Source organism: Erwinia papayae (assembly GCF_058241465.1).
This window is the reverse complement of the sequence record NZ_JBZCHT010000009.1, coordinates 646,819-673,153: the sequence shown is the minus strand read 5'-3', so window position 1 is coordinate 673,153 and position 26,335 is coordinate 646,819. Positions and strand designations below refer to the sequence as shown.

32 protein-coding genes and 3 pseudogenes are annotated in these 26,335 nt (G+C 51.3%); 17 read left to right on the top strand and 18 right to left on the bottom strand.

Annotated elements, in window-relative coordinates:
- Nucleotides 1–8: 8 nt before the first annotated feature.
- The 5 genes from ruvA to aspS form a co-directional block, all read right to left on the bottom strand.
- Nucleotides 9–626 (bottom strand): Holliday junction branch migration protein RuvA, encoded by a 618-nt coding sequence (gene ruvA / locus AC3RPL_RS07915; RefSeq protein ID WP_034935814.1) that lies wholly within the window; start codon nucleotides 624–626, stop codon nucleotides 9–11.
- Between the two features lie 117 nt (nucleotides 627–743).
- A complete protein-coding gene (gene ruvC, locus AC3RPL_RS07910) occupies nucleotides 744–1,265 on the bottom strand; it encodes a crossover junction endodeoxyribonuclease RuvC (protein ID WP_034935812.1) in 522 nt (173 codons plus the stop codon).
- Between the two features lie 43 nt (nucleotides 1,266–1,308).
- Nucleotides 1,309–2,052 carry a YebC/PmpR family DNA-binding transcriptional regulator gene (locus AC3RPL_RS07905; RefSeq protein WP_034935809.1) on the bottom strand — a complete coding sequence of 248 codons (744 nt, stop codon included), beginning with the start codon at nucleotides 2,050–2,052 and terminating at the stop codon, nucleotides 1,309–1,311.
- Nucleotides 2,053–2,190: 138 nt separating this feature from the next.
- Nucleotides 2,191–2,625, bottom strand: coding sequence for a dihydroneopterin triphosphate diphosphatase (gene nudB, locus AC3RPL_RS07900; RefSeq protein WP_490739569.1), 435 nt, complete (start codon nucleotides 2,623–2,625; stop codon nucleotides 2,191–2,193).
- The gene (aspS, locus tag AC3RPL_RS07895; protein ID WP_490739568.1) at nucleotides 2,625–4,424 is read right to left on the bottom strand and encodes an aspartate--tRNA ligase; all 1,800 of its coding nucleotides are present in this window, start codon (nucleotides 4,422–4,424) and stop codon (nucleotides 2,625–2,627) included. Before aspS ends, nudB begins: the two co-directional genes overlap by 1 nt.
- Before the next feature lie 429 nt (nucleotides 4,425–4,853).
- Here aspS and AC3RPL_RS07890 point away from each other — a divergent pair, with 429 nt between their 5' ends.
- The 7 genes from AC3RPL_RS07890 (at nucleotide 4,854) to AC3RPL_RS07860 (ending at nucleotide 9,738) form a co-directional block, all read left to right on the top strand.
- Nucleotides 4,854–5,417, top strand: coding sequence for a hydrolase (locus AC3RPL_RS07890; protein ID WP_490739567.1), 564 nt, complete (start codon nucleotides 4,854–4,856; stop codon nucleotides 5,415–5,417).
- Nucleotides 5,418–5,509: 92 nt separating this feature from the next.
- Complete coding sequence (locus AC3RPL_RS07885) at nucleotides 5,510–6,334, top strand: DUF72 domain-containing protein (protein ID WP_490739566.1); 825 nt, start codon at nucleotides 5,510–5,512, stop codon at nucleotides 6,332–6,334.
- A gap of 120 nt (nucleotides 6,335–6,454) precedes the next feature.
- Nucleotides 6,455–6,850, top strand: coding sequence for an MAPEG family protein (locus tag AC3RPL_RS07880; protein WP_490739565.1), 396 nt, complete (start codon nucleotides 6,455–6,457; stop codon nucleotides 6,848–6,850).
- A gap of 87 nt (nucleotides 6,851–6,937) precedes the next feature.
- The gene (cmoA, locus tag AC3RPL_RS07875; RefSeq protein WP_490739564.1) at nucleotides 6,938–7,678 is read left to right on the top strand and encodes a carboxy-S-adenosyl-L-methionine synthase CmoA; all 741 of its coding nucleotides are present in this window, start codon (nucleotides 6,938–6,940) and stop codon (nucleotides 7,676–7,678) included.
- Entirely contained in the window at nucleotides 7,675–8,643 is a 969-nt protein-coding gene (gene cmoB, locus AC3RPL_RS07870; RefSeq protein WP_034935883.1) for a tRNA 5-methoxyuridine(34)/uridine 5-oxyacetic acid(34) synthase CmoB, read from the top strand. The genes cmoA and cmoB overlap by 4 nt, the downstream gene beginning before the upstream one ends.
- A gap of 170 nt (nucleotides 8,644–8,813) precedes the next feature.
- The gene (locus AC3RPL_RS07865) at nucleotides 8,814–8,951 is read left to right on the top strand and encodes a DUF3289 family protein (protein WP_490739563.1); all 138 of its coding nucleotides are present in this window, start codon (nucleotides 8,814–8,816) and stop codon (nucleotides 8,949–8,951) included.
- Nucleotides 8,944–9,738, top strand: coding sequence for a DUF4225 domain-containing protein (locus tag AC3RPL_RS07860; RefSeq protein WP_490739562.1), 795 nt, complete (start codon nucleotides 8,944–8,946; stop codon nucleotides 9,736–9,738). The genes AC3RPL_RS07865 and AC3RPL_RS07860 overlap by 8 nt, the downstream gene beginning before the upstream one ends.
- Here AC3RPL_RS07860 and AC3RPL_RS07855 read toward each other — a convergent pair.
- The 7 genes from AC3RPL_RS07855 to AC3RPL_RS07825 all read right to left on the bottom strand — a co-directional run bounded on the left by AC3RPL_RS07855 (nucleotide 9,729) and on the right by AC3RPL_RS07825 (nucleotide 14,291).
- A complete protein-coding gene (locus AC3RPL_RS07855) occupies nucleotides 9,729–10,052 on the bottom strand; it encodes a hypothetical protein (RefSeq protein WP_490739561.1) in 324 nt (107 codons plus the stop codon). The genes AC3RPL_RS07860 and AC3RPL_RS07855 overlap by 10 nt on opposite strands.
- Before the next feature lie 469 nt (nucleotides 10,053–10,521).
- A complete protein-coding gene (locus AC3RPL_RS07850; protein ID WP_490740654.1) occupies nucleotides 10,522–11,592 on the bottom strand; it encodes a putative phage tail protein in 1,071 nt (356 codons plus the stop codon).
- 198 nt (nucleotides 11,593–11,790) lie between these two features.
- A complete protein-coding gene (locus tag AC3RPL_RS07845) occupies nucleotides 11,791–12,312 on the bottom strand; it encodes a terminase small subunit (protein ID WP_490739560.1) in 522 nt (173 codons plus the stop codon).
- A 12-nt stretch (nucleotides 12,313–12,324) separates the two neighbouring features.
- The gene (locus tag AC3RPL_RS07840; RefSeq protein ID WP_490739559.1) at nucleotides 12,325–12,570 is read right to left on the bottom strand and encodes a hypothetical protein; all 246 of its coding nucleotides are present in this window, start codon (nucleotides 12,568–12,570) and stop codon (nucleotides 12,325–12,327) included.
- A 2-nt stretch (nucleotides 12,571–12,572) separates the two neighbouring features.
- Complete coding sequence (locus AC3RPL_RS07835) at nucleotides 12,573–13,451, bottom strand: hypothetical protein (RefSeq protein ID WP_490739558.1); 879 nt, start codon at nucleotides 13,449–13,451, stop codon at nucleotides 12,573–12,575.
- A 73-nt stretch (nucleotides 13,452–13,524) separates the two neighbouring features.
- On the bottom strand, nucleotides 13,525–13,950 hold the full coding sequence (locus AC3RPL_RS07830) for a lysozyme (protein ID WP_490739557.1): 426 nt from the start codon (nucleotides 13,948–13,950) through the stop codon (nucleotides 13,525–13,527).
- Nucleotides 13,947–14,291 carry a phage holin family protein gene (locus AC3RPL_RS07825; protein WP_490739556.1) on the bottom strand — a complete coding sequence of 115 codons (345 nt, stop codon included), beginning with the start codon at nucleotides 14,289–14,291 and terminating at the stop codon, nucleotides 13,947–13,949. Before AC3RPL_RS07825 ends, AC3RPL_RS07830 begins: the two co-directional genes overlap by 4 nt.
- A 203-nt stretch (nucleotides 14,292–14,494) precedes the next feature.
- Between AC3RPL_RS07825 and AC3RPL_RS07820 the strand changes: the two genes are divergently transcribed.
- The 4 genes from AC3RPL_RS07820 (at nucleotide 14,495) to AC3RPL_RS07805 (ending at nucleotide 16,357) form a co-directional block, all read left to right on the top strand.
- A complete protein-coding gene (locus AC3RPL_RS07820; protein WP_490739555.1) occupies nucleotides 14,495–15,076 on the top strand; it encodes a glycoside hydrolase family 19 protein in 582 nt (193 codons plus the stop codon).
- Nucleotides 15,073–15,417 carry a hypothetical protein gene (locus AC3RPL_RS07815; RefSeq protein WP_490739554.1) on the top strand — a complete coding sequence of 115 codons (345 nt, stop codon included), beginning with the start codon at nucleotides 15,073–15,075 and terminating at the stop codon, nucleotides 15,415–15,417. The genes AC3RPL_RS07820 and AC3RPL_RS07815 overlap by 4 nt, the downstream gene beginning before the upstream one ends.
- Before the next feature lie 236 nt (nucleotides 15,418–15,653).
- Nucleotides 15,654–16,022, top strand: a complete 369-nt coding sequence (locus tag AC3RPL_RS07810; protein WP_490739553.1) for a tlde1 domain-containing protein — start codon at nucleotides 15,654–15,656, stop codon at nucleotides 16,020–16,022.
- A complete protein-coding gene (locus AC3RPL_RS07805) occupies nucleotides 16,022–16,357 on the top strand; it encodes a hypothetical protein (protein ID WP_490739552.1) in 336 nt (111 codons plus the stop codon). Before AC3RPL_RS07810 ends, AC3RPL_RS07805 begins: the two co-directional genes overlap by 1 nt.
- Nucleotides 16,358–16,576: 219 nt before the next feature.
- Here AC3RPL_RS07805 and AC3RPL_RS07800 read toward each other — a convergent pair.
- Nucleotides 16,577–16,837, bottom strand: a pseudogene (locus AC3RPL_RS07800) (hypothetical protein); the annotation flags it as partial.
- Between the two features lie 399 nt (nucleotides 16,838–17,236).
- Between AC3RPL_RS07800 and AC3RPL_RS07795 the strand changes: the two are divergent.
- On the top strand, nucleotides 17,237–17,722 hold the full coding sequence (locus tag AC3RPL_RS07795) for a hypothetical protein (RefSeq protein WP_490739551.1): 486 nt from the start codon (nucleotides 17,237–17,239) through the stop codon (nucleotides 17,720–17,722).
- Nucleotides 17,723–17,930: 208 nt separating this feature from the next.
- Here the strand turns inward: AC3RPL_RS07795 and AC3RPL_RS07790 are convergent.
- Nucleotides 17,931–18,487 (bottom strand): annotated as a pseudogene (locus AC3RPL_RS07790) (DUF1133 family protein).
- 2 nt (nucleotides 18,488–18,489) lie between these two features.
- On the bottom strand, nucleotides 18,490–19,086 hold the full coding sequence (locus AC3RPL_RS07785; protein ID WP_490739550.1) for a DNA cytosine methyltransferase: 597 nt from the start codon (nucleotides 19,084–19,086) through the stop codon (nucleotides 18,490–18,492).
- Between AC3RPL_RS07785 and AC3RPL_RS07780 the strand changes: the two are divergent.
- Both AC3RPL_RS07780 and AC3RPL_RS07775 read left to right on the top strand, forming a co-directional pair.
- A pseudogene (locus tag AC3RPL_RS07780) lies at nucleotides 19,072–20,135 on the top strand (RecT family recombinase). The gene AC3RPL_RS07785 and the pseudogene AC3RPL_RS07780 sit on opposite strands and share 15 nt — an antisense overlap.
- Nucleotides 20,136–20,397: 262 nt before the next feature.
- Nucleotides 20,398–20,658: a pyocin activator PrtN family protein gene (locus AC3RPL_RS07775; protein ID WP_490739549.1), complete on the top strand. Its 261-nt coding sequence runs from the start codon at nucleotides 20,398–20,400 to the stop codon at nucleotides 20,656–20,658.
- 223 nt (nucleotides 20,659–20,881) lie between these two features.
- On the opposite strand, the gene cutC is transcribed toward AC3RPL_RS07775, so the two are convergent.
- The gene (gene cutC, locus AC3RPL_RS07770; protein ID WP_490739548.1) at nucleotides 20,882–21,637 is read right to left on the bottom strand and encodes a copper homeostasis protein CutC; all 756 of its coding nucleotides are present in this window, start codon (nucleotides 21,635–21,637) and stop codon (nucleotides 20,882–20,884) included.
- Between the two features lie 119 nt (nucleotides 21,638–21,756).
- On the opposite strand from cutC, the gene AC3RPL_RS07765 reads away from it, so the two are divergent.
- Entirely contained in the window at nucleotides 21,757–22,917 is a 1,161-nt protein-coding gene (locus tag AC3RPL_RS07765) for a MalY/PatB family protein (protein WP_490739547.1), read from the top strand.
- Here AC3RPL_RS07765 and AC3RPL_RS07760 read toward each other — a convergent pair.
- The gene (locus AC3RPL_RS07760) at nucleotides 22,912–23,472 is read right to left on the bottom strand and encodes a VOC family protein (RefSeq protein WP_490739546.1); all 561 of its coding nucleotides are present in this window, start codon (nucleotides 23,470–23,472) and stop codon (nucleotides 22,912–22,914) included. The genes AC3RPL_RS07765 and AC3RPL_RS07760 overlap by 6 nt on opposite strands.
- A 303-nt stretch (nucleotides 23,473–23,775) precedes the next feature.
- On the opposite strand from AC3RPL_RS07760, the gene AC3RPL_RS07755 reads away from it, so the two are divergent.
- Nucleotides 23,776–23,904 carry a hypothetical protein gene (locus tag AC3RPL_RS07755; protein WP_490739545.1) on the top strand — a complete coding sequence of 43 codons (129 nt, stop codon included), beginning with the start codon at nucleotides 23,776–23,778 and terminating at the stop codon, nucleotides 23,902–23,904.
- Between the two features lie 209 nt (nucleotides 23,905–24,113).
- Complete coding sequence (gene argS / locus AC3RPL_RS07750) at nucleotides 24,114–25,844, top strand: arginine--tRNA ligase (RefSeq protein ID WP_490739544.1); 1,731 nt, start codon at nucleotides 24,114–24,116, stop codon at nucleotides 25,842–25,844.
- Between the two features lie 122 nt (nucleotides 25,845–25,966).
- On the opposite strand, the gene AC3RPL_RS07745 is transcribed toward argS, so the two are convergent.
- Entirely contained in the window at nucleotides 25,967–26,248 is a 282-nt protein-coding gene (locus AC3RPL_RS07745) for a flagellar protein FlhE (RefSeq protein ID WP_490739543.1), read from the bottom strand.
- Nucleotides 26,249–26,335 lie beyond the last annotated feature (87 nt).

Sequence of the window (26,335 nt, the reverse complement as noted above, 5' to 3'; positions counted from 1 at the left end):
GCTTTACCTCAGATGGCTGCGCGCAGGGCTTCACGGATTAAGGTTTCACAATCGGCGTCGGGACGGCCAACTTTGCTGATCATCCGGCTGGCTTCCTGGGGTTTATATCCCAGTGATACCAGCGCAGCAACCGCCTCGCTTTCAGTATCATTGACCGCCGCCGCAGGCTGAACCTCGCTGGTCAGCGCAAAGGGCACGTCAGCGGCAAACAGATCGCCATGCATCCCTTTGAAGCGGTCTTTCATCTCCACCACCAGCCGCTCGGCGGTTTTTTTACCCACGCCGGGTAATTTCACCAGCGCCGCGATTTCCTCTCGCTCCACGGCGGTGACAAACTGCTGCGCCGACATGCCGGAGAGGATCGCCAGCGCCAGTTTTGGCCCGACGCCGTTAACTTTTATCAGCTCACGAAACAGCGCCCGCTCCTGTTTGCTGTTAAAACCAAACAGCAGCTGCGCATCTTCACGCACCACAAAGTGGGTAAAAACAATCGCTTCATGATTCAGCTCAGGAAGTTGATAAAAACAGGTCATCGGCATATGCACTTCATAGCCAACGCCGTTGGCCTCCAGCACCACCAGCGGCGGCTGTTTCTCCAGGATATTGCCTCTCAGACGACCAATCACGTTTGCTTCCTTCAGAAAAGATGATGTGCGGTTATACCATAAAAAAAGCTGGATGAATATCCAGCTTAGTCTGACCGGGGTGAGAAAACAGGGCGGGAATGCGGTCATCGGCAGAGGTCAGCGCAGCCGTCCTCTTGCCAGATTCAACTGCCCTTCCCCGATACGGTTAATATTCTGACTGAGATGGCAATGGGTGATGGCAATAGCCAGCGCATCCGCTGCATCCGCCTGGGGGCTGACGGAGAGTTTCAGCAACGTTTTTACCATATGCTGAACCTGGCTTTTCTCCGCGCCTCCGGTCCCGGCCACCGTTTGTTTCACCTGGCGCGCAGCGTATTCAAATACCGGCAGATCGTGATTAACCGCCGCCACAATCGCACAGCCGCGCGCCTGACCCAGCTTCAGCGCCGAATCGGCATTTTTCGCCATAAAAACCTGCTCAATGGCGAAGAAGTCCGGCTGAAACTGGGTAATGATCTCGCTGACACCGGCGTAAATCAGCTTCAGGCGCGACGGCAGATCGGTGACGTTAGTGCGAATGCAACCACTGCCCAGCCAGCTTAACTGCCGTCCCACCTGGCGGATAACACCATAGCCTGTAATACGCGAGCCCGGATCGATACCAAGAATCACAGCCATCAGCTTTCTCCGGACAGGCGGGTTTGCGGTCGGCGTAACACCATTACAGCGTCGCCGCCACCTCATCGGAGATCTCACCGTTATGATAGACTTCCTGCACGTCGTCGCAGTCTTCCAGCATGTCTATCAGGCGCAGCAGCTTCGGTGCGGTTTCTTCATCCATATCCGATTTGGTCGAGGGGATCATGGTGACTTCCGCTGAATCCGGGGTCAGTCCGGCGGCGATCAGCGCGTCTTTTACCTCGCCGAGCGATTCCCAGGCGGTGAACACGTCAATGGCACCATCATCATATGACATGACATCGTCGGCACCCGCTTCCAGCGCAGCATCCATCACCGTATCTTCTTCCAGACCCGGCGCGAAAGAAATTACCCCTTTGCGGGTGAACAGATAGGCTACCGAGCCATCCGTCCCCAGGTTGCCACCGGTTTTGGTAAAGGCATGGCGCACTTCGGATACGGTACGGTTGCGGTTATCGCTCAGGCACTCCACCATCACTGCCGTACCACCCGGACCATAGCCTTCATAAATAATGGTTTCCATGTTGCTGTCATCATCACCGCCGACGCCACGGGCAATCGCGCGGTTCATGGTGTCGCGGGTCATATTGTTGGACAGCGCTTTATCCATCGCCGCACGCAGACGCGGGTTTGAACCGGCGTCGCCCCCGCCCAGTTTTGCGGCGGTAACCAGCTCACGAATAATTTTGGTGAAAATTTTACCGCGTTTGGCATCCTGCGCCGCTTTGCGGTGTTTGGTGTTTGCCCATTTACTGTGACCAGCCATTTTTTAATTCTCTCCTCGCCCCCCGGAGGCTTACTGAGTGCCGGTAGCATTCGCTGGCAGCGAACACCGTCCACATCGTTTACGCCCGGGGGTTCAGCTAAACTCTGTCGTCCTGTCACAGACGACGACGGTTAAACATTACTGCACAAATTCTTCAATTGCCTGACGGTTACTCCACGAGCAGGTCAGCGCCGCGGCCTGCGCTGGCTTAAGCCAGCGGAAAGCGGAATGCTCACTCAGCGCAATTTCCCGCTCTGTCGGCAGCGCCAGGCTGAACCAGTGCTCACGGTTATGTGTCACGTCAGGTGCGTAGCGATGGCGGAAGTGGGCGAAGATTTCGAATTCTATCTGCCGGTGGCAATCCACCAGCTTAAGTCCTTCCGTCCGGATATCGATCCCGGTCTCTTCCCACACTTCACGCTGCGCGGTAGCCGCGAGACTTTCGCCCGCTTCCTGGCTGCCGGTAACCGACTGCCAGAATGCCGGGTCGTCGCGCCGCTGTAACATCAGCACCCGCCCGGTATCGCGGGCGAAAATCACCACCAACACCGATACCGGATGCTTGTAAAGCATCAGTTGTTCTCTGGCGTTTCGCCAGCAGCGGACGGCTGATATTTTTTCGCTACCTCAATACCCAGTTCCGCCAGCGAGGCCGGATTCGCCAGGCTTGGTGCCTCGGTCATCAGACAGGCCGCTGCGGTGGTTTTCGGGAAGGCGATAACGTCACGAATATTGTCGGTGCCGGTCAGTAACATCACCAGCCGATCGAGGCCAAAGGCCAGTCCGGCATGGGGTGGCGTACCGAACTTCAGCGCATCGAGCAGGAAGCCAAACTTTTCACGCTGTTCCTGTTCGTTAATACCAAGAATGCCAAACACCGTCTGTTGCATCTGACCATTATGAATACGCACCGAACCGCCACCCACCTCATAGCCATTGATCACCATATCGTAGGCGTTGGCGATGGCGGTTTCCGGCGCGTTGTGCAGCTGCTCCGGCGTCATATCACGCGGTGCGGTGAATGGATGGTGCATCGCGCTCAGACCGCCTTCACCATCGCCTTCAAACATCGGGAAATCCACCACCCACAGCGGAGCCCAGCCATCGTTGCGGGTGATATTCAGGTCACGCCCCACTTTCAGCCGCAGTGCGCCTAACGCATCCGCCACCACGCTGGCGCTGTCGGCACCGAAGAAGATGCAGTCGCCATCGCCAGCACCGGTTCGCGCAAGGATGCTTTCCACAATATCCGCGCTAAGGAATTTAGCGACCGGGCTGGTGATGCCGTCCAGGCCAGCATCACGCTGGTTGACCTTCATCCATGCCAGACCTTTGGCACCGTAGATTTCAACAAATTTACCGTATTCATCAATCTGCTTACGGCTAAGCTGGGCACCGCCCGGTACACGCAGCGCTGCCACGCGTCCCTTCTCATCGTTGGCCGGGCCGGAGAAGACCTTAAACTCCACCTGCTGCAACAGATCGGCAACGTCCACCAGCTCCATAGGATTACGCAGATCGGGCTTGTCGGAACCATAGCGGCGCATGGCGTCGGCAAAGGTCATCATTGGAAAATCGCCCAGGTCGATGCCTTTCTCCTGCTGCCAGAGCTGGCGAACCATGGTCTCCATCAGCGTACGCACCTGAGGTGCGGTCATAAAGGAGGTTTCCACATCGATCTGGGTGAATTCTGGCTGACGGTCGGCGCGCAGATCTTCGTCGCGGAAACATTTCACAATCTGGTAGTAGCGATCAAAACCGGACATCATCAGCAGCTGTTTAAACAGCTGTGGAGATTGCGGCAGCGCATAAAACTTACCTTTATGTACGCGGCTGGGCACCAGGTAGTCGCGGGCCCCTTCCGGCGTCGCTTTGGTCAGCATGGGCGTTTCGATATCCAGAAAACCGTTGTCATCCATAAAACGACGGACAAAGCTGGTGATTCTGGCACGGGCTTTCAGGCGCTGGGCCATCTCCGGACGACGCAGGTCGAGATAGCGGTATTTCAGACGGGCTTCTTCGCTGTTGGTCTGATTGGAATCCAGTGGCAGCGGTTCGGCACGGTTGATAATGGTCAGATCGGTAGCGAAAACCTCAATGTCACCCGTAGCCATCTCGCTGTTTTTGTTTTTCTCATCACGGGCGCGCACCAGACCGGTAAGCTGAATGCAAAATTCGTTACGCAGCTCAGAGGCCAGTTTAAACGCGTCCTGACGGTCAGGATCGAAAAAAACCTGAACGATACCTTCGCGGTCACGCATATCAATAAAGATCAGGCTTCCCAGGTCGCGGCGGCGATTAACCCAGCCACACAATGTTACCTGCTGTCCGACGTGAGACAGGTTGATCTGTCCGCAATACTCAGTACGCATAACGATATCCTTTAAACTTCGCCGCTCACCGGCAGCAGGTTACTCTGTTCAGCCCCGGAGCGACTGCGCTGCCGTGAAAAAAGGCGGCCATTATAATGTAAAAACCCCGGCACGATAAGAGCCACCACGCACTCTGTGTCAGTGATAATGCGCCGCTCGTCTCACCTGGCCGGTTACTCACAAAAGCTAACAAATTTGCAGCCTGTCTGACATTGTGACTGCCGCCGGTTTTCAGCGATGATCGGCAGTCCCACAGCCTGTCCCACCTGGGGTTATGGTCGCCGCCCGTCCGCACACCGACAGCGCGCCGAAACCGTAACCTGCACGCAGTTAGTGAGGATATCGGGCACTTCCCGGAGCCGGAATGGCTGGGAAAACAGCCTGATGGCAGAGGCTTTTAATCATTTCGCCTTTATGACAGGAGAGATCATGCTGGAATTAACTGCGGCGTCCACCGCCCTGGTACTGATTGATTTACAGGAAGGTATCCTGCCTTTTGCTAAAGCCCCACATAGCGCCACTGAGGTGGTGTCGCGGGCGGCGGTGCTGGCAGAAAAGTTTCGCGCCGTCGGTGCGCCGGTAGTACTGGTGCGCGTTGGCTGGGCGGACGATTTTGCTGATGCACCGAAGCAACCGGTGGATGCCGCCAGCGGCGGCCCGTTACCGGATAACTGGTGGGCATGGCCTCCCGCCCTGGGCAGGCAACAGAGCGATATTCTGGTCACCAAGCATCAGTGGGGGGCATTTTATGGCACGGACCTGGAGCTGCAACTGCGCAGGCGCGGTATTGATACCCTTGTGCTGGGTGGCATATCGACCAATATCGGCGTCGAATCCACCGCCCGCAACGCCTGGGAACTGGGCTTTAAGCTGTTGATTGCTGAAGATATTTGCAGCGCAGGCAGCGAGGCGGAGCATCGCGGCAGCTTCAGCCACATCTTCCCCCGGCTGGGGCGGGTACGCTCCAGTGAACAGGTGATTGCCGCGTTGTGATGCAGCCGGTCAGCTAAAAGGACGTACAGGCTGTTGCCCCCGGAGGGTGGAATTCGTTACATTTCATTGCCGTTGGATCACAGGATAGGCGAGTGAAAACCTTTTATCTCGGACTGCCACAGTGGCAGCACCCACAATGGAAAAAGCTGGGCATCGTCACCCTGGCGGATTACGCCCGCTATTTCAACTGCGTGGAAGGTAACACCACGCTTTATGCCCTGCCACGCCCGGATATTGTCCAGCGCTGGCGGGACATGACTCATGACGATTTCCGCTTCTGTTTTAAATTTCCTGCCACCATCACTCATCAGGCAGCGCTGCGGCAGTGTGACACGCTCACCGCCGAATTTTTTGCGCTGATGGAGCCGCTGGCCGCCCGACTGGGCCAGTACTGGCTGCAACTGCCTGCCGCCTTCAGCCCGGCCGATCTTCCCACGCTGTGGGCATTTCTTGACGGGTTGCCCGACAGTTTTCGCTACGGCGTGGAGGTTCGCCATCCGCAATTTTTTGCCAAAGGTGAAGCCGAGCAGGCGCTGAATCGCGGCCTGCACCAACGTGGGGTTAACCGGGTCGTGCTGGATACCCGTGGTGTACATGCCGCCATCCCTTCTGACGCTGCCATTATTGAGGCCCAGCGTAAAAAGCCCCGCCTGCCGGTCCATGCGGTGATGACCGCAGACCAGCCGATGGTGCGTTTTATCGGCGGTGATGATCAGCAGGCCAACCTGCGCTGGTTACGGGCGTGGCTGGACAAGCTGCCGCAGTGGTGTGAACAGGGCCAGCCGTGGCTGTTTATTCACACCCCGGATGTGGCTTTTGCGCCTCAGCTGGTGCAATACCTGTGGCCTGCGCTGCAACAGGCCTTGCCGCAGCTGGGAGCCAAACCAGACTGGCCGCAGCAAAATTCGCTGTTCTGAGCGGGTCAACGCCCTGCCACCACTCACGGCTGCATCCGTTGCGGCTGTATTGTGTATGACAGTGCCCGCTTTCACCGCTATTATTGGCGACGGGTTTTTTTAGTGCTAAACGGAGTCAGGATGGTCAGCGCACTGTACGTGGTAACTGGAGCACTGTTTCTCATCGTGTTAACGCTTCAGGTGGTTCGTTTACGCCGCCAGTATCGGGTGGCACATGGTGACGGCGGGTTTTACGAGTTGCAGATAGCGATTCGTATTCATGGCAACGCGGTGGAAACCATTCCTCTTGCTCTGTTGCTGCTGGTGATGATGGAGATGAACGGCGCGGAAATCTGGATGCTGCATCTGGTAGCACTGCTGTTTTTTATCGGACGCGGGCTGCACTGTTACGGTATGCGCACCAGCATTCGGCTTTGGCGCAAAAATGGCATGATGTTAACCCTGCTCTCCCTGCTGGCCATGATCATCCTCAACCTGATCTTCCTGCCCTGGGATCTGGTGCTGCCCCTGCACTGAAACAGGTAATTTCCTGGCAGAAAGGATGCACCCCACGCTGCTTTCTGCCAGAATAGCGCCTTTGCGTTTTCAGGCGGATTTACCACTATGTCAGACCGCGATACGCTGTTCGCTGCACCCATTGCCAGACTGGGCGACTGGACCTTTGACGAACGCGTGGCCGAAGTTTTTCCCGATATGATCCAACGCTCGGTGCCGGGTTATTCCAACATTATTTCGATGATTGGCATGCTGGCCGAACGTTTTGTTCAGCCCGACACGCAGGTCTATGACCTGGGCTGCTCACTGGGCGCAGCGACCCTTTCCGTACGCCGCAATATTCACGTTCCCGGCTGCAAAATTATCTCGGTGGACAATTCCCCGGCGATGATTGAACGCTGCCGTCGCCACATTGATGCCTTTCGGGCCGACACGCCGGTAGAGGTGATTGAAGCAGATATTCGTGATATCCCCATCGACAATGCTTCCATGGTGGTGCTGAATTTCACCCTGCAATTTCTGGAACCTGATGAACGTCAGGCGCTGCTGAACCGGATATTTGACGGGCTGCGCCCCGGTGGTGCGGTGGTTCTTTCGGAGAAATTCAGCTTTGCCGATGCCGATGTTGGTGAGCTGCTGTTTAACATGCATCATGATTTTAAACGTGCCAATGGCTACAGCGAGCTGGAAATTAGCCAGAAGCGCAGCATGCTGGAAAACGTCATGCTGACCGACAGCGTTGAAACCCACAAATCACGCCTGCGGACCGCCGGATTTGAGCATGTGGAGCTGTGGTTTCAGTGCTTCAATTTTGGTTCACTGATCGCGCTGAAAGCAGGTGCAGCCTGATGGATTTTGGTAATTTTTATCAGCTAATCGCCAAAGGCCCATTGTCCTGCTGGCTGGAGACGCTCCCTGCACAGATTGCCAGCTGGCAGCGGGAACAGTTGCATGGCCACTTCAAAAACTGGGATCGCGCCGTAGAGTATCTGCCACTGCTGCAACCGGAAACGCTGGATCTGCTGCACAGCGTCAGCGCTGACAGCAGCCAGTTAAGCGATCGTCAGCGCAGCGGAATCGAAAAGCTGTTGCGTAACCTGATGCCGTGGCGTAAAGGACCGTTTTCGCTGTACGGCACAAAGATTGATACCGAATGGCGTTCAGACTGGAAGTGGCAACGGGTGTTGCCACATATCTCTCCTCTTGCCGGGCGTACTATCCTCGACGTGGGCTGCGGCAGTGGTTATCACATGTGGCGGATGGTGGGTGCCGGTGCGCATCTGGTGGTGGGTATCGACCCGATGCAGCTGTTTCTCTGCCAGTTTGAAGCGGTACGTAAACTACTGGGCAACGATCAGCGTGCGCATCTGCTGCCGCTGGGGATCGAGCAGTTACCTGAACTGAAAGCCTTCGATACGGTGTTTTCAATGGGCGTGCTCTACCACCGCCGTTCCCCGCTTGATCATCTCTTCCAGTTGAAAAATCAGCTGGTCAGCGGCGGCGAACTGGTGCTGGAAACCCTGGTGATTGACGGTGATGACCAGGCGGTGCTGGTGCCGGGAGAACGGTATGCACAGATGCGTAACGTGTGGTTTATTCCGTCAACCGGCGCGCTGAAGAACTGGCTGGAAAAATGTGGTTTTGTCGATGTGCGCATCGCGGATCACTCTGTGACCAGCACCGATGAACAGCGCCGCACCGACTGGATGACCAGCGAATCGCTTGCCGAGTTTCTTGACCCGCAGGACCCTGGCAAAACGGTGGAAGGCTATCCGGCCCCGCTGCGGGCGGTGCTGATAGCGCGTAAACCCTGAAGATGCCGGTGAGCGGCATCGCAGAAGAGTCAGTCACAACCCGGTCAGGCTGGTTGTGACGTATCATAAGGATTGCTACTCTGTTGCTCCCGCTATCAGCTGGCGGGCAGTCACAGACAGCGTAACCGCGAGGTCTGTTTTAACAGTGCAAAAGTAAAGGAGTACTTTTTGTGACTAACGCTATCTTTCCTCAAACAATATTTACGACACAGCGTCGCTTTAATGATTACGGCGCCAGCGATATGCGTCAGAGCGATCTTTCTGAAGCTAGCCACCTCGCATACAGCACAAGGACAAGTTATGGATAACTACTTAGCAAAGAAACGCTTTTCTGATTATTACCTCACAATAGCCAGTCTTGAAGCACGTCAGCTTATGAGCACAACCGAACGGGTGGGATTTCGCCATCTCCGTAATCCCACCGTTCGCAACGATTTTAAAAATAATGTTCAGGAGTTTATTTCAAATCAGTTGAAGGCGATTCGTACTGCCCGGAATGAGCCACAGTGTCAGGAGTCCGTTAGCAATCTGCAACTTGAACGAAAATATCTTGATGAGCAGGACAGACAGCTAAATCATCGTAATTTGAAAGTTGTGGCCACAGCTCAGCTAAAAGAGGAAAACGGCGTATGGGGTTATGTAATTAATGGTGTCAGTCTGATACTAAGCGGCATGCAGGTTATCGCGGGTATAGGCATTGCAGTACCATCGATTCTGACAGCTAATATTGTCAGTTTTGCTTTCGGAAGCATGTTAGTGCTTCACGGCCTTAACGGTGTTGAAGAAATCCTGTTGAATTTGAAGTCAGGAAGGAATGACGCTGAAGGTTTTTTAAAAGAAAAATATATTCAAACGGCTATGTTTTTGGGGTTTGATGAGAGAACGGGCAGGCTGGCTTATAGTTATACGGATCTCTTTCTCTCAGTCTACGGTCTTTCCCGACTAGTCTTAAAACCTAACACCTGGAGGTTATTTAGCTACATTCGTTCAGATTATGTGCGAAACATAAAGAATATGTCACGCTCAAATCTGTTAATTGAAATCGGAAGCGATGCCGCGACAATTAAATCAATTTACAGCGAAAGTCACAACTGAGGATTTTTCTTTCTAAAAAAATATGCCTTGGCACCTAATTTTAGAGGTGCCACAAACCACACAGCAACAAATGCGAAACCGAGCACTATAGCCAGCACAACTAAATCAGTATCTTCTCTTAAAAAAATACTACTTCCATAAAACCCAAAAATTATCACTAATAAAATAATGGCTCCAATAAACCGTCTACTAAGTTCTACTATCAAAACCCGATAAGTCGTCGAATCCCTTTCAGTCATAAATTTAAGGAGGGCTATTTCTTTACGATTAAACCCGCCATCAGCCAGTTTTTTTTCCATCTCAATATTATTCATATGCAATCCTTACATACCGTTCCGCGTTACACGTAATCATAGCGTTTTCAGTATAAAGGGCAACGAAAAAACCCGGCTTTCGCCGGGCCTGGTGTTGGCGTACTGAAAGATAACTGTCAGAAAAAACGGTACAGCAGGATAAGTAAGGTAAACCAGCATGCAAAACAGCCAGGGATAATAGCAAGCCAGGTAATTCCAAGCGTCCATTTCATGATGTTGCTCCTTTTGCCTGTCTAAAATAACCACAACGAGCGCATGGTTCCAATTGGTACTGTCGATCAATAAAGCCTGATTGATCGGCAACACAGATCATTATATTTAACTTATTGTATATCAATGGCTTTATACCAGCCCTGCCACCTGTATATATTCGTACGCAGTTCCCGGACGCATTCTGCCGTGGCCGTATCTGCATGTAAATCTGCGTCGCTGTCTGTGCCCGCGTCACTTATCCTGCACGGCGGCTGCATCAAATCCGGGGATATGAATAGTCTCCCATGTCATACGCTACGGTCTTTCGTGTATCAACATCTATTCCCGCACCGCCTGGATTACTGAAAAGATAATTCATGAGCCGTGCCTGGCCCATGTAAAGCGGATAAGTATTACTCTCAATTAAAAGCGAGTGAATATTCCACTGCCCCAACGTTAATTTACCCGGATAAGTGGAGTGCTCTATCCAGCCGTTCCAGATGAGTGACTGTGTGCAGTAGGGTATAAATAAATCCCCCTGCTGGCTTTCAGTACATAAGTGATTCTGGATATTAAAATTAGTTAATTCGAAAGCCGTCGAGTGATTCCAGCCACCTGATACTGTACCGGACGCCAGAACCCTGAATATATTATCGTAGATATATTCTGTGTAAAACTGGTCAAATTTCGCATCAAGCGTGTCCAGTAACTGAAATACTCGCCCGCCGATATAACTGCCTCTGAAATTGGTCACGCGGACATACTGGCCCGCCGTACAACTATTTTTGAAAACCCCCCGGGCGGTTCCGTCAGTATCATACTGTCCGTAAATTTCCAGATTAATGATTTCTGTCTGTCTGGCCTGAACAGTAAAAGCGACAGAACCGGCATCACCTGTCAAAATCAGCCTGGTGGGGTTATTGCAGCCATATCCGTGATTGCCCGCGCCAGCAAGGCGAAAAAGGCGCTTGTATGTACCGCTCGAATCCCACGAAGAAACAGCAAAACTACCGGACGGAAACTGAACGCCGATTTTAGCCCGGTTATCGGTCTGCGTTCTGCTCCACGCCTCCATCAGCCTGATGGCCTTAATGCAGTCCGTTTCGCCGTCCGGTATTGCACCGAACATCGTGACATCAAATGTCGCCGGCTCCCCTACCCGCTGCCAGTACCACTCATCGTTAACCACGCATGTTATGCCGCTATCATCCGTGGCGGTGCCATTGATGGCTACAAATTTTCCCCCACCGAATCCTGTGCATGAAGCATACTCGCGAAGCGTGATCCGCTGCCCCTCGTAGCCGGGTGTAATGCCTGACAGGGTGGCATAGTTCGGACACTGGCGAATGTATTTTTCACCGTCGAATGACTGTAGCTCGAGAACGTCAGGATTGACGATGTTTGCCGGAACAATCGGGTTAGGTTGTCAGTTTTTCCAACGCGGTTAGCGGCAATCAGAGCAACCTGCGAAAACTCAGCAGTGTTAGCGATAAATTTTTTCTGCCAGGGACAGCGGGATTGATAATAGATTTTGTAACGGTAAACGTTACTGCGGCGCTTTTTTTCTTCGAGGAGTTCCAGCTTTTGCGTCCGACTGAGATTGTGCATCGCTCAGCTCCCGGACCCGTTTTTCGATCTCTTCATCGATAAGGTCAGTAACCGTCTGTTTAACCTCTCGCTTCTCAGCGAGTCCCAGCTCGCGAGCAATAATATTAGCGTTCAGCAGATCTGCGGCAGCGCCGGTAAATTTCTGGTCGTAAATGATCTGTTCAGCCCGCTGAATAACTGATGAAAAAATGTCGTTCGCTTTCATGACACGCCAGGTGTCAGGGCTGACGTCAATAAACAGGCACAGGCCGCTGATTGTCATTGCCCGCATTTTATTGACTGTTGCACGATGAATAGATCCCTGAGAGCAGAAAACTTTCTGTTCTTTAAGCGGATTTTTTTCCACCCATTCAAAATATTCAAGGCATGCTTCCCACAGCTGGGCGGCTGATATGAACTTTGGATTTCGCCCGTTGCTGCTGCGCGCCATCCAGAATTTATTGCCTTTGGGCGCGACCATATTATTTTTCCTTTACGTTGTCGCCCAGGTCGTGACCGCGATTTTTGCATAACCGTTGTCTGCACGGCACCAGATTTGTAACGCGGCTGATGTAAATGCCGTTGGGCCATCGATAAAATCATAATCCTCAGTGTCGGCTTCCGAGGCTGTCGTGGCATCAGAAAACCTCACAACACTGGCCAGTGCATTAATGCGACCGACAACACTGTCCAGTACCAGTTCCCACTCGTTGGATAGAGTTATCTGTTTCGTCGCCATATTTATCTTTCCAGTAATATTTTTTCAATGAACCGCGTTCCCCAGTGTTCCGTAGCCACCGGGAGCATTGTAGTGCTGCCGGTGGTAGCTAACGAGACTTCACTATCATCGTTAAACGTGATGACTATTGAGGCATAGCCGGAGGTATTTATCGTTACAGACGATGCCAGGCGTGTTGCCGTCTGCCCGGTCATGGTGATAATGGGCGATGTTACCAGATTCCCGACCTCGACGGAGACCAGGCTCACGCCGACTCCTGACGTGCTGTTACTCTGCGCACGATAGAGTGATGCAGTGACCGGCCCGGCTGGAATTTCCTGGCTCAAGGCGTAACAGTAATTCGATGAGTCCCAGCGGCCAATATACGTTCTTACCTGGGCTACGCTGGCCAGCTCACTGGACATTATTACCCGCTGATACTGGTCAGTTATGCCCGGGTAATATTCCGCCACCAGCCAGCTACTATTCCCGTATAGCGCGGTTTTAAGAAAATCGCTACGAAGTGAAACCACATCTGCACCCGTAGGGCCCGTTACCGATCCTGCTACTGCTGTCGAAGTTGCTACAAAATCGCTGCTAAGTGAGCTGATTAGACTACTGCCCTGATAGTTTTCAGCAGCGGGTTCAGGCTCATGTCGGCCAGCTGCCACGCCGTCGATATATTCCAGCGGCCAATCGTTCTCAGCTGACAGCACCAGCAACCCGTCAGCATTCCGGTAGTAATGAGCTGGTCCCTGATAGGTTACGCGGGGATGTAAACTGGTGGATGTCAGATCAATAACGAGACGTCCCGCCGAACTGGTGCCTATCACGCCAGAGCCTGACGAATAAATGCCTGTTACGCCAGATGCACCGATTGGCGGCACGTTCGTTGATATCATTTTTTCCTCGCATTACATTCATCATCAGGCGCACTCGTAAATGCGCCATACGTTGCCACCAGCGTTTTCCCGTTCATGACAGAAATAAATCTCGGTCAGCGGTCCGGCGTCTGATTAACCCGGGCAGTTCCGTTTTTCCTGCATATACCCAGCGGGGGAACTCATCGGCGGCACCAGCATAATCGGCAGTGTTGAGTTTTTTCAGCAGTGTGGATTTAACGAAATTACCCATGCCGAGATTAAATACGAACGACACCAGCGCGTCGAACTGGTTTTGATTCAACCGGGTTGTAACATTGGTATTAACAGTTATTTCTGCCACCAGCACATCCTCATGTAAAAATGCATCAGCCTGCTGGCCTGTGATTTTATCTCCGGGTTTAACGCCGGTTGTGTGGCCGTAACCGATAGTCAGAACTCCGGCGCTGCACCGGTATGCTGTCAGCCGCAATCCCTCAAATCGTTTAATTAACTCAATGCCGTTAGTGCTGATTTTCATTTTTTATTCCTGTCATCTGAAACTGTCCCGGAACGCAGATGGGCAAACGCGGTCATTAATGACAGACATCTCTCCACACCCATTCCGCCGATAATTGTCCCGACAAGCAGCGCGTTATCAGAACTGAGGCCGAAAAATTCCAATGAGTTAATAACGCCCAGCGCTATCAGGCAGCAGATAGCGCCGGACATCAGCGCATTCAGCCATGATTTTCCGTCTCTTAGCGTTATCAGCGTTGCCATTCCGAATGCGGCCAGCGCTCCGTACAACACCGGCGCATTATGTTTAAGCCATGTAATTGATGCTGCCGCAAAATCGGGCGGCAGATTCGGATGCTCCATTTGCCCGACTCCGTTATGTAGAAATGAAAAAGGCCGCCTGTGGCAGCCTCAGTAAAAAGAAACATCTGTTTGGCACAGTCATTAATCCTGAAAATCAGGGCCAAGATAAACTTTATCAACACTTCCTTTAAACACGCTTACAACATATTCATCAATTTGCTATCGTGAAGTTGTAAAGCATCCCGTTGAGGAAATTTTGAACAATGTTCAATATAACAGCCAGTTTTCTATGGAAAATATCGCAACACTATCTAAGTAAAAAAAGTCTTCTCGAATCGCAAAAACACAACATGGGAGCGCTTGCAACACCACTCAATCGCTGGTTTTCTTTCTACGAAATCAATACCGATCTTCGAATAGCACACTTCCTTGCCCAGGCATGTGTTGAGACAGCTAATTTTTCTGCACTGACTGAGCATGCAAAAAATGGAGGAAAAGAATACGAACCCAGTACGAGAACAGGGCGAGCAGTAGGCAATAAATTTCCCGGTGATGGCCCTAAATACATAGGTCGGGGAATGTTGCACCTTACAGGCAGGGAGAACTATGACAAATATGGTCGTATCCTCAATCAGGACCTGGTTAATCACCCGGATACAGTTGCCTCAGATCCCAATATTGCCGTCAGAACTGCATGTGAATTCTGGCGCAAACGGAATGTTAATCCTCATGCTGACAGGGATGATTTGCACTCCGTGACATACATCGTTAACGGCGGTTACAACGGCCTGGTGATGAGAAAACAGGCACTTGACCGCATAAAAAAAGAGATGGGTATATCATGATTCTAAAATTAAAAAATATTGTTGCAGCTGCTTTGATGGTTACTGCGTTTAATTCTTTTGGGGCTGCTGAAGCGTCTTCAATGACCTGCAAAGGCAATGCGCTTAAAGATGCCAAAAAGCTTTTGTCATTTTATCGGGACAATGACGACCGCATGTCAATTGACGATAAAGTTACTCCGCTTGCAAAAATAAAAAATCCACAGAATGCTTCACAGAAATTCGATGTACTGGAAACCTGGGGATACATCTACAAAGGTAAGTACCGTATGCGCTTCATGTACTATCCTGACGCAGATTGCGCCCTGATGGGTGAGGAAATACTGGAGTATGCAGACCTCTGAATTTGAGGAATATGACCGACCCTATGACAGGGGTACTGATTCAAAGCATCCCTGGAATACCTCTGTCGTACCGTCGGAAAGCAAAAACCCCGTCAGAGACGAGGTTTCGATGTTAAGCGGTGTGTCGTTGTCGTAATAGCCACTCTTAGCAGGTTACAACACTTTTTGCGGACCGCATCCGAATTTTTTATATTAATCGCAGGATTTGGTAGTTTTCAACGTTTAAGGAAAAACTCATGACATGGATTTATCAACAAAGCACCGGATTTTTAACACAAAATGGGCGGCGCGTGGCACAGGGCTATGCAGGTAAAGGACCTGGTAAAAACAATTCCGGCATGGAGTCAACACCCAATATCGGGCCACTGCCGAAAGGTAAATACACCATCATCGGACACCCTTTCACTCATCCACACACCGGACAATATTCAATTCGACTACAGCCCCACCCCGGCAACAGTATGTATGGCCGTTCAGGTTTTCTTATACATGGCGACAGCAGCAAACATCCCGGCTCAGCGTCCAACGGCTGCATCATTCTCCCCATGCATATGAGGCAACAAATATGGGCAAGCGGCGACAAAGAAATGGAGGTTATACGATAATGAAAAAAATTATATTACTGTTTATATTTCTCCCATTTGCCGCACTGGCAAAAGCCCCTGAATGCCAGTCATGGCCGCAAAATATGGCTGAGGCATGGATGAAAAATGCCGGTATCGTCGATATAACCAAACTCGATGAAACAAAAACAGAAGTTAAGCGCCTGGCATCTGAAAAAAAAGGCAAAGATCTTTACACCCAGATTTATCACTTTGTCTTTCACGATAAAGACGGCGGGCGCTATGAAGTGATCACTCAGAGCGATGCTTCAGACAATGAATGTTCGATGAGTGAGGTTAACAGTTTTCTCGTCTCCCGCAGTGATATGAACCACTGAGACATATTTCCGACGCTATGACAGGGGTACTGATGCAATGCATCTTGCGAATACCCCTGTCGTATCGCCGGAAAGCAAAAGCCCCGTAATCGGGGCTTTCAACATAATCAAATTGTCGCTTCTTATCGCTGCCATCGCGGCGCAGCTCAGCCAAGTGTATGTGTATTATCGAACTTTCTGGCGAGTTTTAAATAGTAATTCGAAAATAGCACTTTTAACTTAGTACTCGCTTTTTAGCTGACTATGTGCCATTAAAAACACCTTCGCCTGAAATATCTGCAAACACCATTTTACCCGCCACCGTGCATCATCAGCAGAGAGCCAGCTGCTGTAACTCACGGCTGATGTCAGAAATTTTTTTGCGCGTAGTGTAATAGCTCCCCCCACAACATAAACCGGATCGCTCGTTTCAAATGCGCCCAATACGCACTGCTCTACAAAATCAGCATCATCGTTATTGTTGATAGCAGCATCAATAACTAGGCGGGTTTTGCTTTCCTCACCGAAATAAACCCCACGTAATTCGGCCATGCTTCCGGCTAATGCGGCGTATCCTGTTTCATTGCGGTGGTTGTATAACCAGGACAGGAAGCGGGCTCATAGTCCCGGCTCGTTAAGCGGCATGTGCGTGATCTCCTACCCCTGCCGCTGGACGGTCAGAAACAAAAAAACCTGCCGAAGCAGGTTGAGAGTTGTCATATGTGTTTCATTAAACAAAGAAGATGGTCATCTACGTGCTTTTTTTTGGCTTAGCATTGTTTACACTGGAAAAGATGCTTCAAACGTTGAAGGTTGCAGATTTCAATTCAGTTGATTATATAAGAAAAATTGTTGTATAACGGACCCCCCATATGATTAAAAATGCAGGAAGGTAATGAAATGTTCAAAACGGAAGATGCCGATATCATCAAACCTAATGGCATAGTTTTTGGTCCATATAAAGCAACTTTTGCCGGAGATACCATAATAATCAAAGATAAGACTGCAATAATCGATGTTGGGGATCAAGTATCGAGAAAACTTCCAAACGGCACAAATGAAATTCGCACTATTAACTCAGTCAATTTCTACGATCATGGCACAACTATCGGCCCTCACTTTCAACTTAATGTGCGCCAAATACCTGCATCACAGGCTTTTAACAATACAACGCAAAATATCCATGTACACGGTGGTAATGTTCAAATAGGCAATCAAAATAAGATGGAGTTTATCAACAACATTAAATATTTGGTAGAAACCATCGAAAAATCAAATTCTTCGCCGCAAGAAAAATCTGATGCAAAAGAATTACTTAAGAAATTTTTAGAGCATCCGATCGTTACTGCTATTGCAGGTTCAGCAGTAACTGCATTGTTGCCTTGAAAAAACCACCTAATGCGGGGTAAGATGTTGACAATGTTGCTTTTCGTTAACCGTTTATATTCTTTATCTCGCAAATTCCAATATTGCTTTCTGATACTTATTTTTGATATATAAAAGTTGGCCGACTTTATGCGGCCTTAATATTAGGTTGCAGCTGCGCGTAACTTTTCTGACTGTACCGTAATTGAACGCTATTCTGGGACAAATATCAACTACGGAAGCGGCGCGGGTTTACGTCAAACGCATCGCTCATAGGCATATAGAGCACCGTCTCAGCGATCGACAGCCACACGTCAACCCGCCGCTGGCAGGTTTTAAACTGAGTTCAGGATGATTTTCTTTCACAACGCCAGCCACTTCACGCTTGCTTCTGCCCCGCCCCAGATACCTGAGTTTTAAAATATCGAGTAACCCGGGATATTTCAGCAGCGTGCTGCCTGTCACACGGTTCATTAAAATTCCCTCGTCGTCAGTACAGAAAACAAGACTGCTTTTAGGAACCTCAAGCAATATTTCATGAAACTATTTTTCAAGCTCCTGACTACTACAACCTGATTTTCTCAACTTTTTTATTGCACTGCTTAATTCGTCCTGCGTTATCACGTTACGGGCCAGTAAACGCTTAAACATGCTGCCCTGCTCCGGCATATCGCTGAACGTTGACCAGCGGCCCCACATTTTGAGCTTGCCCTGAATCCAGACGCTTTCCAGCGTGCGCAGCCGTGCCAGTTCTCCGGCTTTGCCGGTTGTTGAAGGGTAAATCATGATTACTTAGTGCTCCTGGAATTTAATGCAATTTCAGCGGCTATACGTTCGCCAATCCACTTTATGACCGGAACGGTCATAGAATTGCCCAGCGCCTTGTATCTGTGCCCGGGGGATGTCTGCCCTAAATCTGTATAGCCAACAGGAAAACCCTGTATTTTCTCAAACTCTTCAGGAGTCAATCTACGAACTCTCCGCAGGAAATTCTCAATAATTAATCCACCCGGCATCACAATATCCTGATCGCTTGAACCTGAATAAGACGCTGTTAATGTTCCTGTGTAATTGGTTGAAAAATTCAAACTGTATCGCCGAAATTCTCCATCAATGCCTGGAGCAGAAAGGGATTCGGATTTTTTCTTCTTTCCATAATAGTTTTGTATGCGCGGCGACACGTGGTCGGACTCAAATAAAACCGCTCCGGGATCGAAGTCTGATCGAGCACCTGCAATAACCCAGACTCTTCGACGTTGTTGGGCTACTCCAAAAAATTTGGAATCGAGCACCCGCCAGGTAACTGTACGCGATGGTACAGAGACACAACCAGCGTTCGCCCATTTTTGCCCTGTTGGCTGTAGTGGGCTATTTTCTCCGGCCATCTCTTTAACCATATGAAGAACATCGCGGGTGTTATGGCCGATAGTGGGGAAATGGTTCCACAGCGTTATCGCGGCAAACCAGACGCATGTATGGCCACCATCATGCAGGCAGCGCGCTGGGGCATGGATCCCTTCGCCGTAGCCCAGAAAACCCACATCGTCAGCGGCACGCTGGGCTATGAGGCCCAGCTCGTTAATGCCGTAGTGAATAACATGGCTCCCACAAAAGACCGTATCCATTATGACTGGTTCGGACCGTGGGAAAAAGTTATCGGTAAGTTCGTCGAAAAAACATCTCAGAAGGGCAGTAAATACATTGCCCCGGGCTGGACGCTGGACGACGAAAAAGGCGTAGGCGTCAGAGTGTGGGCAACGTTAAAAGGGATGATGAACCGCGCGAACTGGTGCTGTATCTCAGCCAGGCGCAGGTAAGAAACTCCACGTTGTGGGGCAGCGATCCACGCCAGCAGCTTGCATACCTGGGCGTTAAACGCTGGGCGCGCCTGTTCTGTCCGGATGTGATTCTTGGCGTGTATTCCGCCGATGAATTGGAATCCCGCGAAGAACGCGGCATTACCCCAGCTGCTGAGCGCGTCACCATTTCACAGCTGACCAACCGCACGCCAGCAGCAGAAACCGCCGCGCCGGTGACCAGCGCGCCGCCACCAGTAAACCAGCCATCTGAACCTGAGAAATCGGACGAGTCAGATATTGCCCAGCAGCTGCGAGACGAGATCGATAAAGCCTGTACAGCAGTACGGGCCACTACGCTGCGCGGTATCATTGAAGAGAAAAAACCCGAGCTGGGGATCACCCTCTTCACTGAGCTGAAAAACAAGGCCGTTAAGCGCTATCACCAGGTTAAAGCAATGACTGACATAGAGGCGGGCTTTGAAAATCTGTCACCAGACCTGGCTGATGCACAGGAAGCGTTTAACAGGCTGTTTTCTCTCATTGCCAAATCAAAACGGGTCCTGGAACCGGTCGAATACGATCGCTATTCGCTGGCGCTGGAAGATATGCGACCGGAGTTTTTCAATGGCCAGTAAACGCCGTTTAAGGCGCAGACAGTGCGGGCAAAAAAGGAAACATAAGACAGCTGCCGGAGCGCTGGGGGAACTGAACATCATCAAACGGCGCTTTGGTGACCGCGGGCAAATGGGTATATATCCGTGCCCTCATTGCGGTAGCTATCACGTTGGCCATACACCAGGTAAGAACGGAATAGGATCCGGATGGCATATCCGGTACTGACATTAAACAGAAAATGGCCAACCAGTCTCTGTTGGGCAGTCGTAAAAAGGGGCAACCATGAATACAGTTTTTTTACTGCTGGCTGAATTTAACACCGGCGTTGTGCCACTTTCTGAGGTTAGCGAAAAATATTTCGGTATGAAAGCAGAGCACGCCGATCGCAAAGCCGCTTTGTGCAAACTGCCTGTACCAACTTTTCGCGCCGGTACGTCACAGAAAGCGCCGCGAATGGTTCACATTAAGGACCTGGCAGATTACATCGATCAGCAGCGTAAAGAGGGTGCTGATCTTTACCAATGCATGCATAAAAAGGACTGACCCTCGGGGCTGGATTGCCCCCTGTTCTCTCGGATTTACCCCCCGAGTTTCTTTGTAAAATCTCGCAGATTTCTGCTTGTTCCCACCGACTCAAGTACCCCTATAGCACTCCATTAGGAATTTAACTTATTGATATTCATAAAAAAAGCCCCACCAAAACGATGGGGCCTGGTACTTGCAAGCATCACGTCAACGGACCGGCGTGCTGCGCGGCAAAATCGGGTCAGGCGACTCTGACAGGGGAACTTTGTAACATCGCAATTTTCATCGCTTCCACCATGTCACTGTCAACGCAGGTGCGACTGAACTCGTCGGTTTCCACCACTGAACTCATCGACACCCCGGCTTTACGGTAGCGCATCGGGGAAGCAATTCGCTGACTGGCAGAGCTGTGCAACTCAGTCAGTCCCGCATCAATAAACTTTTGCAGGTTGCCCAGTCTGACTCCGGCACCGGCAATGATGATTGGACCCTGGGTCAGGCGATTAAGTTCCTTTAATAAGGGTAATCCACTTTCCGCGCTTTGCTGCTGACCGGAAGTGAGGATCCTGGCGACGCCTAAATCAGTTAACTGTTGCAATGCCATTAACGGGCTGTGACAGAGATCAAATGCGCGGTGAAAAGTCACCTCCATTCCCCTGCAAAGCCCGATTATCTGCTGCATCCGCGGCAGATCGATATGACCATCCACATCAAGTATTCCCACCACCAGCCCAGGAAATCCCAGTTCACGAATAAAGGCAATATCAGATTTTATCTCACTGAATTCAGCGGCAGTAAAACAGAAATCCCCGCCACGGGGGCGAACAATCGGATGAACCGGGATACTCACCGTTTCACGCACCTGCATCAGGCTACCCGCAGAAGGCGTCAGTCCTCCTTCCGACGGCGCAGCACACAATTCAATACGATCTGCGCCTGCTTTCTCTGCGGCTGAGGCACATTCAGCGCCATAGCAGCATACCTCCAGTTTCAGCATCCTGTTCTCCTGTTAATCTCTGCCTGCTGATTGTGTAAAAAGTTCCCGATCTTTACTCTGAGTTATGTTGTTATATCTGCACATTCTGTTCAGCAATTATATTAGCGGGAATCACCAATATGGTATGCAATTTCGACCAACGCATCGATCGCCGTCACAGCGATAGCCTTAAATGGAATAAATATGGCGACAGCGACGTTCTGCCTCTGTGGGTCGCTGACACCGATTTTCGCTCTCCCGATTGTATTATTGATGCGCTGAAAAAGCGGGTTGAACACGGTATTTTTGGTTATGGCAGCGCGCCTGCTGAACTGACTGAAGTACTGGTCAGGCGGATGGCGGAACGCTATCGCTGGCAGATAAAACCTGAATGGGTGGTTTTTTTGCCGGGCGTGGTCAGCGGGCTGAATATCGCCGTTCGCGCCCTGACTGAATCACACCAGGGCACCATTGCCCCTACACCAATTTATCCACCCTTCCGCTCCGCCGCCAGGCTGGCGCAGCGTACACAACTGAATGCGCCAATGCGACTTCAGCAACAGCGCTGGGTGATGGATCTGGATTCGCTGGAAAGCCAGATGACCGGCAGCGAAAAGTTACTGATGCTGTGTAATCCACACAACCCTGGCGGGACAGTTTACCGTCGGGATGAACTGGAGCAGCAGTTGCATTTTGCACAGCGCCATGACCTGTTCGTCTGTTCTGATGAAATTCACTGCGACCTGCTGATGGAGCCCGAACTCAGACACATCCCCTTTGCCAGTCTGAATGATGATGTTGAACAGCGTTCGGTTACCCTGCTGTCGCCTTCCAAAACCTTTAATATCGCCGGTCTGGGTGCGTCAGTGGCAATCATTCCCGACAAAGGAATGCGCAGCCGCTTTAACGCGGTGCGACAGGGAATTGTTCCCTCGGTGGATATTCTGGCGTTAACCGCCGCGACGGCCGCCTGGCGCGATGGTCAGCCCTGGCTGGAACAACAGCTAAACTACCTGCGTAAAAACCGTGACTGGCTGACGGAGAAAATCAACGCTATCAACGGCCTGTCGGTGGTGTCGCCAGAGGCATCCTATCTGGCCTGGATTGACGCCAGTCAGTTGAACGTTGCCAATCCGGCCCTGTTTTTTGAATGCCACGGCCTCGGTTTTTCACCGGGCGCTGATTTTGGTGACCGTGGCTTCGTCCGCATGAATTTTGGCTGCCAGACGGACCTGTTAAAAGAAGCGATAAGAAGAATGGAAAACGCGGTGAAGAATCAGCCCGGAACGTCCGCTTTATAGCTCACTCTGTACGATCTCCTTCAAACTCCAGGGATGGAATTTGATGGTGACACGCCCGTCTGAAACCGCAAGCACGGGATTGGCCAGGCTCTCTCCGTCTCCCTTTGGGGCGCTTTGTTTGACCGAGATACCCGGTTGTAACAACCCTTCCCCGCTACAGAGTGCCAGCGCCCGGCTGGCAAGAGACGCCTCCGCACCGCGCAGCACAATTTCCACATGCTCCCAGCCTTCGTAGCGATAACGTTTTTCCCCCGGCCAGGGCAGCTCAACAACGGGGATCTGCCAGGGTCCCACTTCCAGAGGCTCCGCCAACTCAAACAGCGCTATCGGGCGGCCATTGATGTTTTTTTCCGACAGCAACGTGCCATGTTGCAGAAAACCTTTTTTCCAGCGTTCCGCTGTTTCTGTCTGATTACAACGCACCGCAATATGATCTGCATGCAAACCGGTTAATTCCAGACCTACCGTCTCAGCAAGCGAGTAAACAGATTGCAAAAAAACCGGTAAATCTTTCACCAAATCGTTTAATTCTTCGGTAGCTTTACCTTTAAACATGCTGTCACCTTGTTATTACTACAAAATTGATAATGACTAAAATGGCAGGTTTGCAAAACAGCCCGACAACAATATAACTATTTTTAAATGTAATTACTTCTGATTGAACTAAAGAACAACTGCTGGAGAAAATTTACAAACCCTTTCATTGATTTTACATTAATTGCAAAAAAATAACATGCAACACGATGATTTTATTGAATTTAAAAAGAATCCTAACGCCAGTCTTAATTTATCTCCGGTATATTGCGCGGCAATTGCGTTTCTTATAAATTCAATCTGCTCTTTTAAAGGAACACCAAAATGCTCATGTTCATCTTACTCGCTGTGCTGCTGGTCATGGTTGGTTTTGCGTTTCTCCGTCACTGGAAAATACGTAAACACCATAAGACTATTGCCAACCCCTGGCGTCAAAACCGCCGCCGTCAATAATTTATCGGGCGGGAAACATCTGTGCCGTTGCTTCCCTCCCTGTTCATTCAGCCTGAACGCCTCCTGGCTAACTGCAACCGAAATGCAGTATACTTTTCCCCTTATTTTTTAACGGCGTCAGCCTGCGGCAACCCTGTTCACCAGCTGGCATCGTGCAGACAATGGCCTGCGCTCAACGCCAGGCCCACCCAGATCATTAAGGTAATCAGTTGAATATTCAGGCTCTTCTCTCAGAAAAAGTCAGTCAGGCGATGATCGCAGCAGGCGCTCCGGTCGGTTGTGAGCCTCAGGTACGGCAATCGGCTAAGGTGCAGTTTGGCGATTATCAGGCGAACGGCATCATGGCCGTGGCGAAAAAACTGGGTAAAGCCCCGCGTCAACTGGCGGAAGAGGTGCTTACTCATCTTGATTTGCAGGGTATCGTCAGCAAAATTGAGATCGCCGGACCCGGCTTTATTAATCTGTTTCTTGATACGACATGGCTTGCCCGCCAGGCCGAAAGCGTGATTAATGCGCCGCGCCTCGGTGTATCGGCAGTGGCTCCGCAGACCGTGGTGATTGACTACTCAGCCCCCAATGTGGCCAAAGAGATGCACGTTGGTCATGTCCGCTCAACCATTATTGGTGATGCCGCCGCACGTACCCTTGAATTTCTTGGTCACAAGGTCATCCGCGCTAATCATGTGGGCGACTGGGGAACCCAGTTCGGCATGCTGATTGCCTTCCTGGAAAAACAACAAAACGAAGATCACACCCCTGTCGCGCTGGCCGATCTGGAAGCCTTCTACCGCGAAGCCAAGCGGACTTATGATGAGGATCCGCTGTTTGCTGAACGCGCCCGTGGCTATGTGGTGAAATTGCAGGGTGGCGACGAATATTGCCGCACAATGTGGAAAAAGCTGGTCGACATCACCATGTCACAAAACCAGATAATCTATGACCGCATGAACGTCACCCTCACCCGCAACGATGTGATGGGTGAAAGCCTGTACAACGATATGCTGCCGGGTATCGTCGCCGATCTGAAGGCCAAAGGTCTGGCGGTGGAAAGTGAAGGCGCTACCGTGGTGTTCCTCGATGAGTTTAAAAACAAAGAGGGTGAACCGATGGGGGTCATCATCCAGAAAAAGGATGGCGGTTACCTCTATACCACCACAGACATTGCCTGTGCGAAATACCGCTACGAAACGCTGCACGCCGATCGCGTGCTTTACTACATCGATTCCCGCCAGCATCAGCATCTGCAACAGGCCTGGACGATTGTGCGCAAAGCCGGTTACGTACCGGAATCTGTTCCGCTGGAGCACCACGCTTTTGGCATGATGCTGGGCAAAGACGGTAAACCGTTCAAAACCCGCGCCGGTGGCACCATTAAGCTCTCAGACCTGCTGGATGAAGCCGTGGAAAGAGCCACCCGGCTGGTGAGCGAAAAGAATCCGGAGATGCCAGCCGACGAGCTGAAAAAGCTGGCAAATATTGTGGGCATCGGCGCGGTAAAATACGCCGACCTGTCGAAAAGCCGCACCACCGACTATATCTTCGACTGGGACAACATGCTGGCCTTTGAAGGCAACACCGCTCCCTATATGCAATATGCTTACACCCGTGTCCTTTCGGTTTTTCGTAAAGCGGGAATTGATGAAAGCGCACTGAATGGTGAAATCCGCCTCGGCGAGGAGCGTGAAGCCGCGCTGGCTGTGCGTTTGTTGCAGTTTGAAGAGACCATCACCCAGGTTGCCCGCGAGGGAACACCCCATGTGATGTGTGCCTATCTTTACGATCTGGCGGGCCTGTTCTCCGGGTTTTATGAGCACTGTCCGATTCTGACGGCAGCCGATGAAGCCACGAGACAGAGCCGTCTGAAACTGGCTTTATTGACCGCGAAAACCCTGCGTCAGGGGCTGGAGACCTTAGGGATAGAAACGGTAGAAAGAATGTAATGCCCAAGAAGTGGCGGCTGTCGTCACTTCGTTAACGTCAGCACGCCTTGTCCTGGCAGGACGCGCAAAATACCGTCCTGCCCGATCAACGCGGCGAGCGCTTCCTGATGCGCCCCGCGACATCAGCGATAATTCACCATCACTTCATTGCCCAGCACCCGCAACGTCTGCGGCAGCCTGCCCTTGCCCTGAACGCCATAAACAAAACGCAGGGTTTCTCCGGCATCGACGTTGGTCAGCCCACGCGTGGTGCCACTTGCCCCCTCCAGAACCACGCAGCGCGTCCGGGCGCAGAGATGCACCACCAGCTCTGAAGGCGGGGGAGCATTCAGGGTGTAACGCCAGGCAATCTGGGTCATCGCCCCACTCACTTTCTCCGGCGCGCTCAGGGCCGATGAAAACATCTGTTGACCACGAAGTTGTAACCCGGGTCCGGATCCACTGGCCTGCCAGGCCCCCCCCCGCCAGCGCCATGCCGGGCAGACACAGCA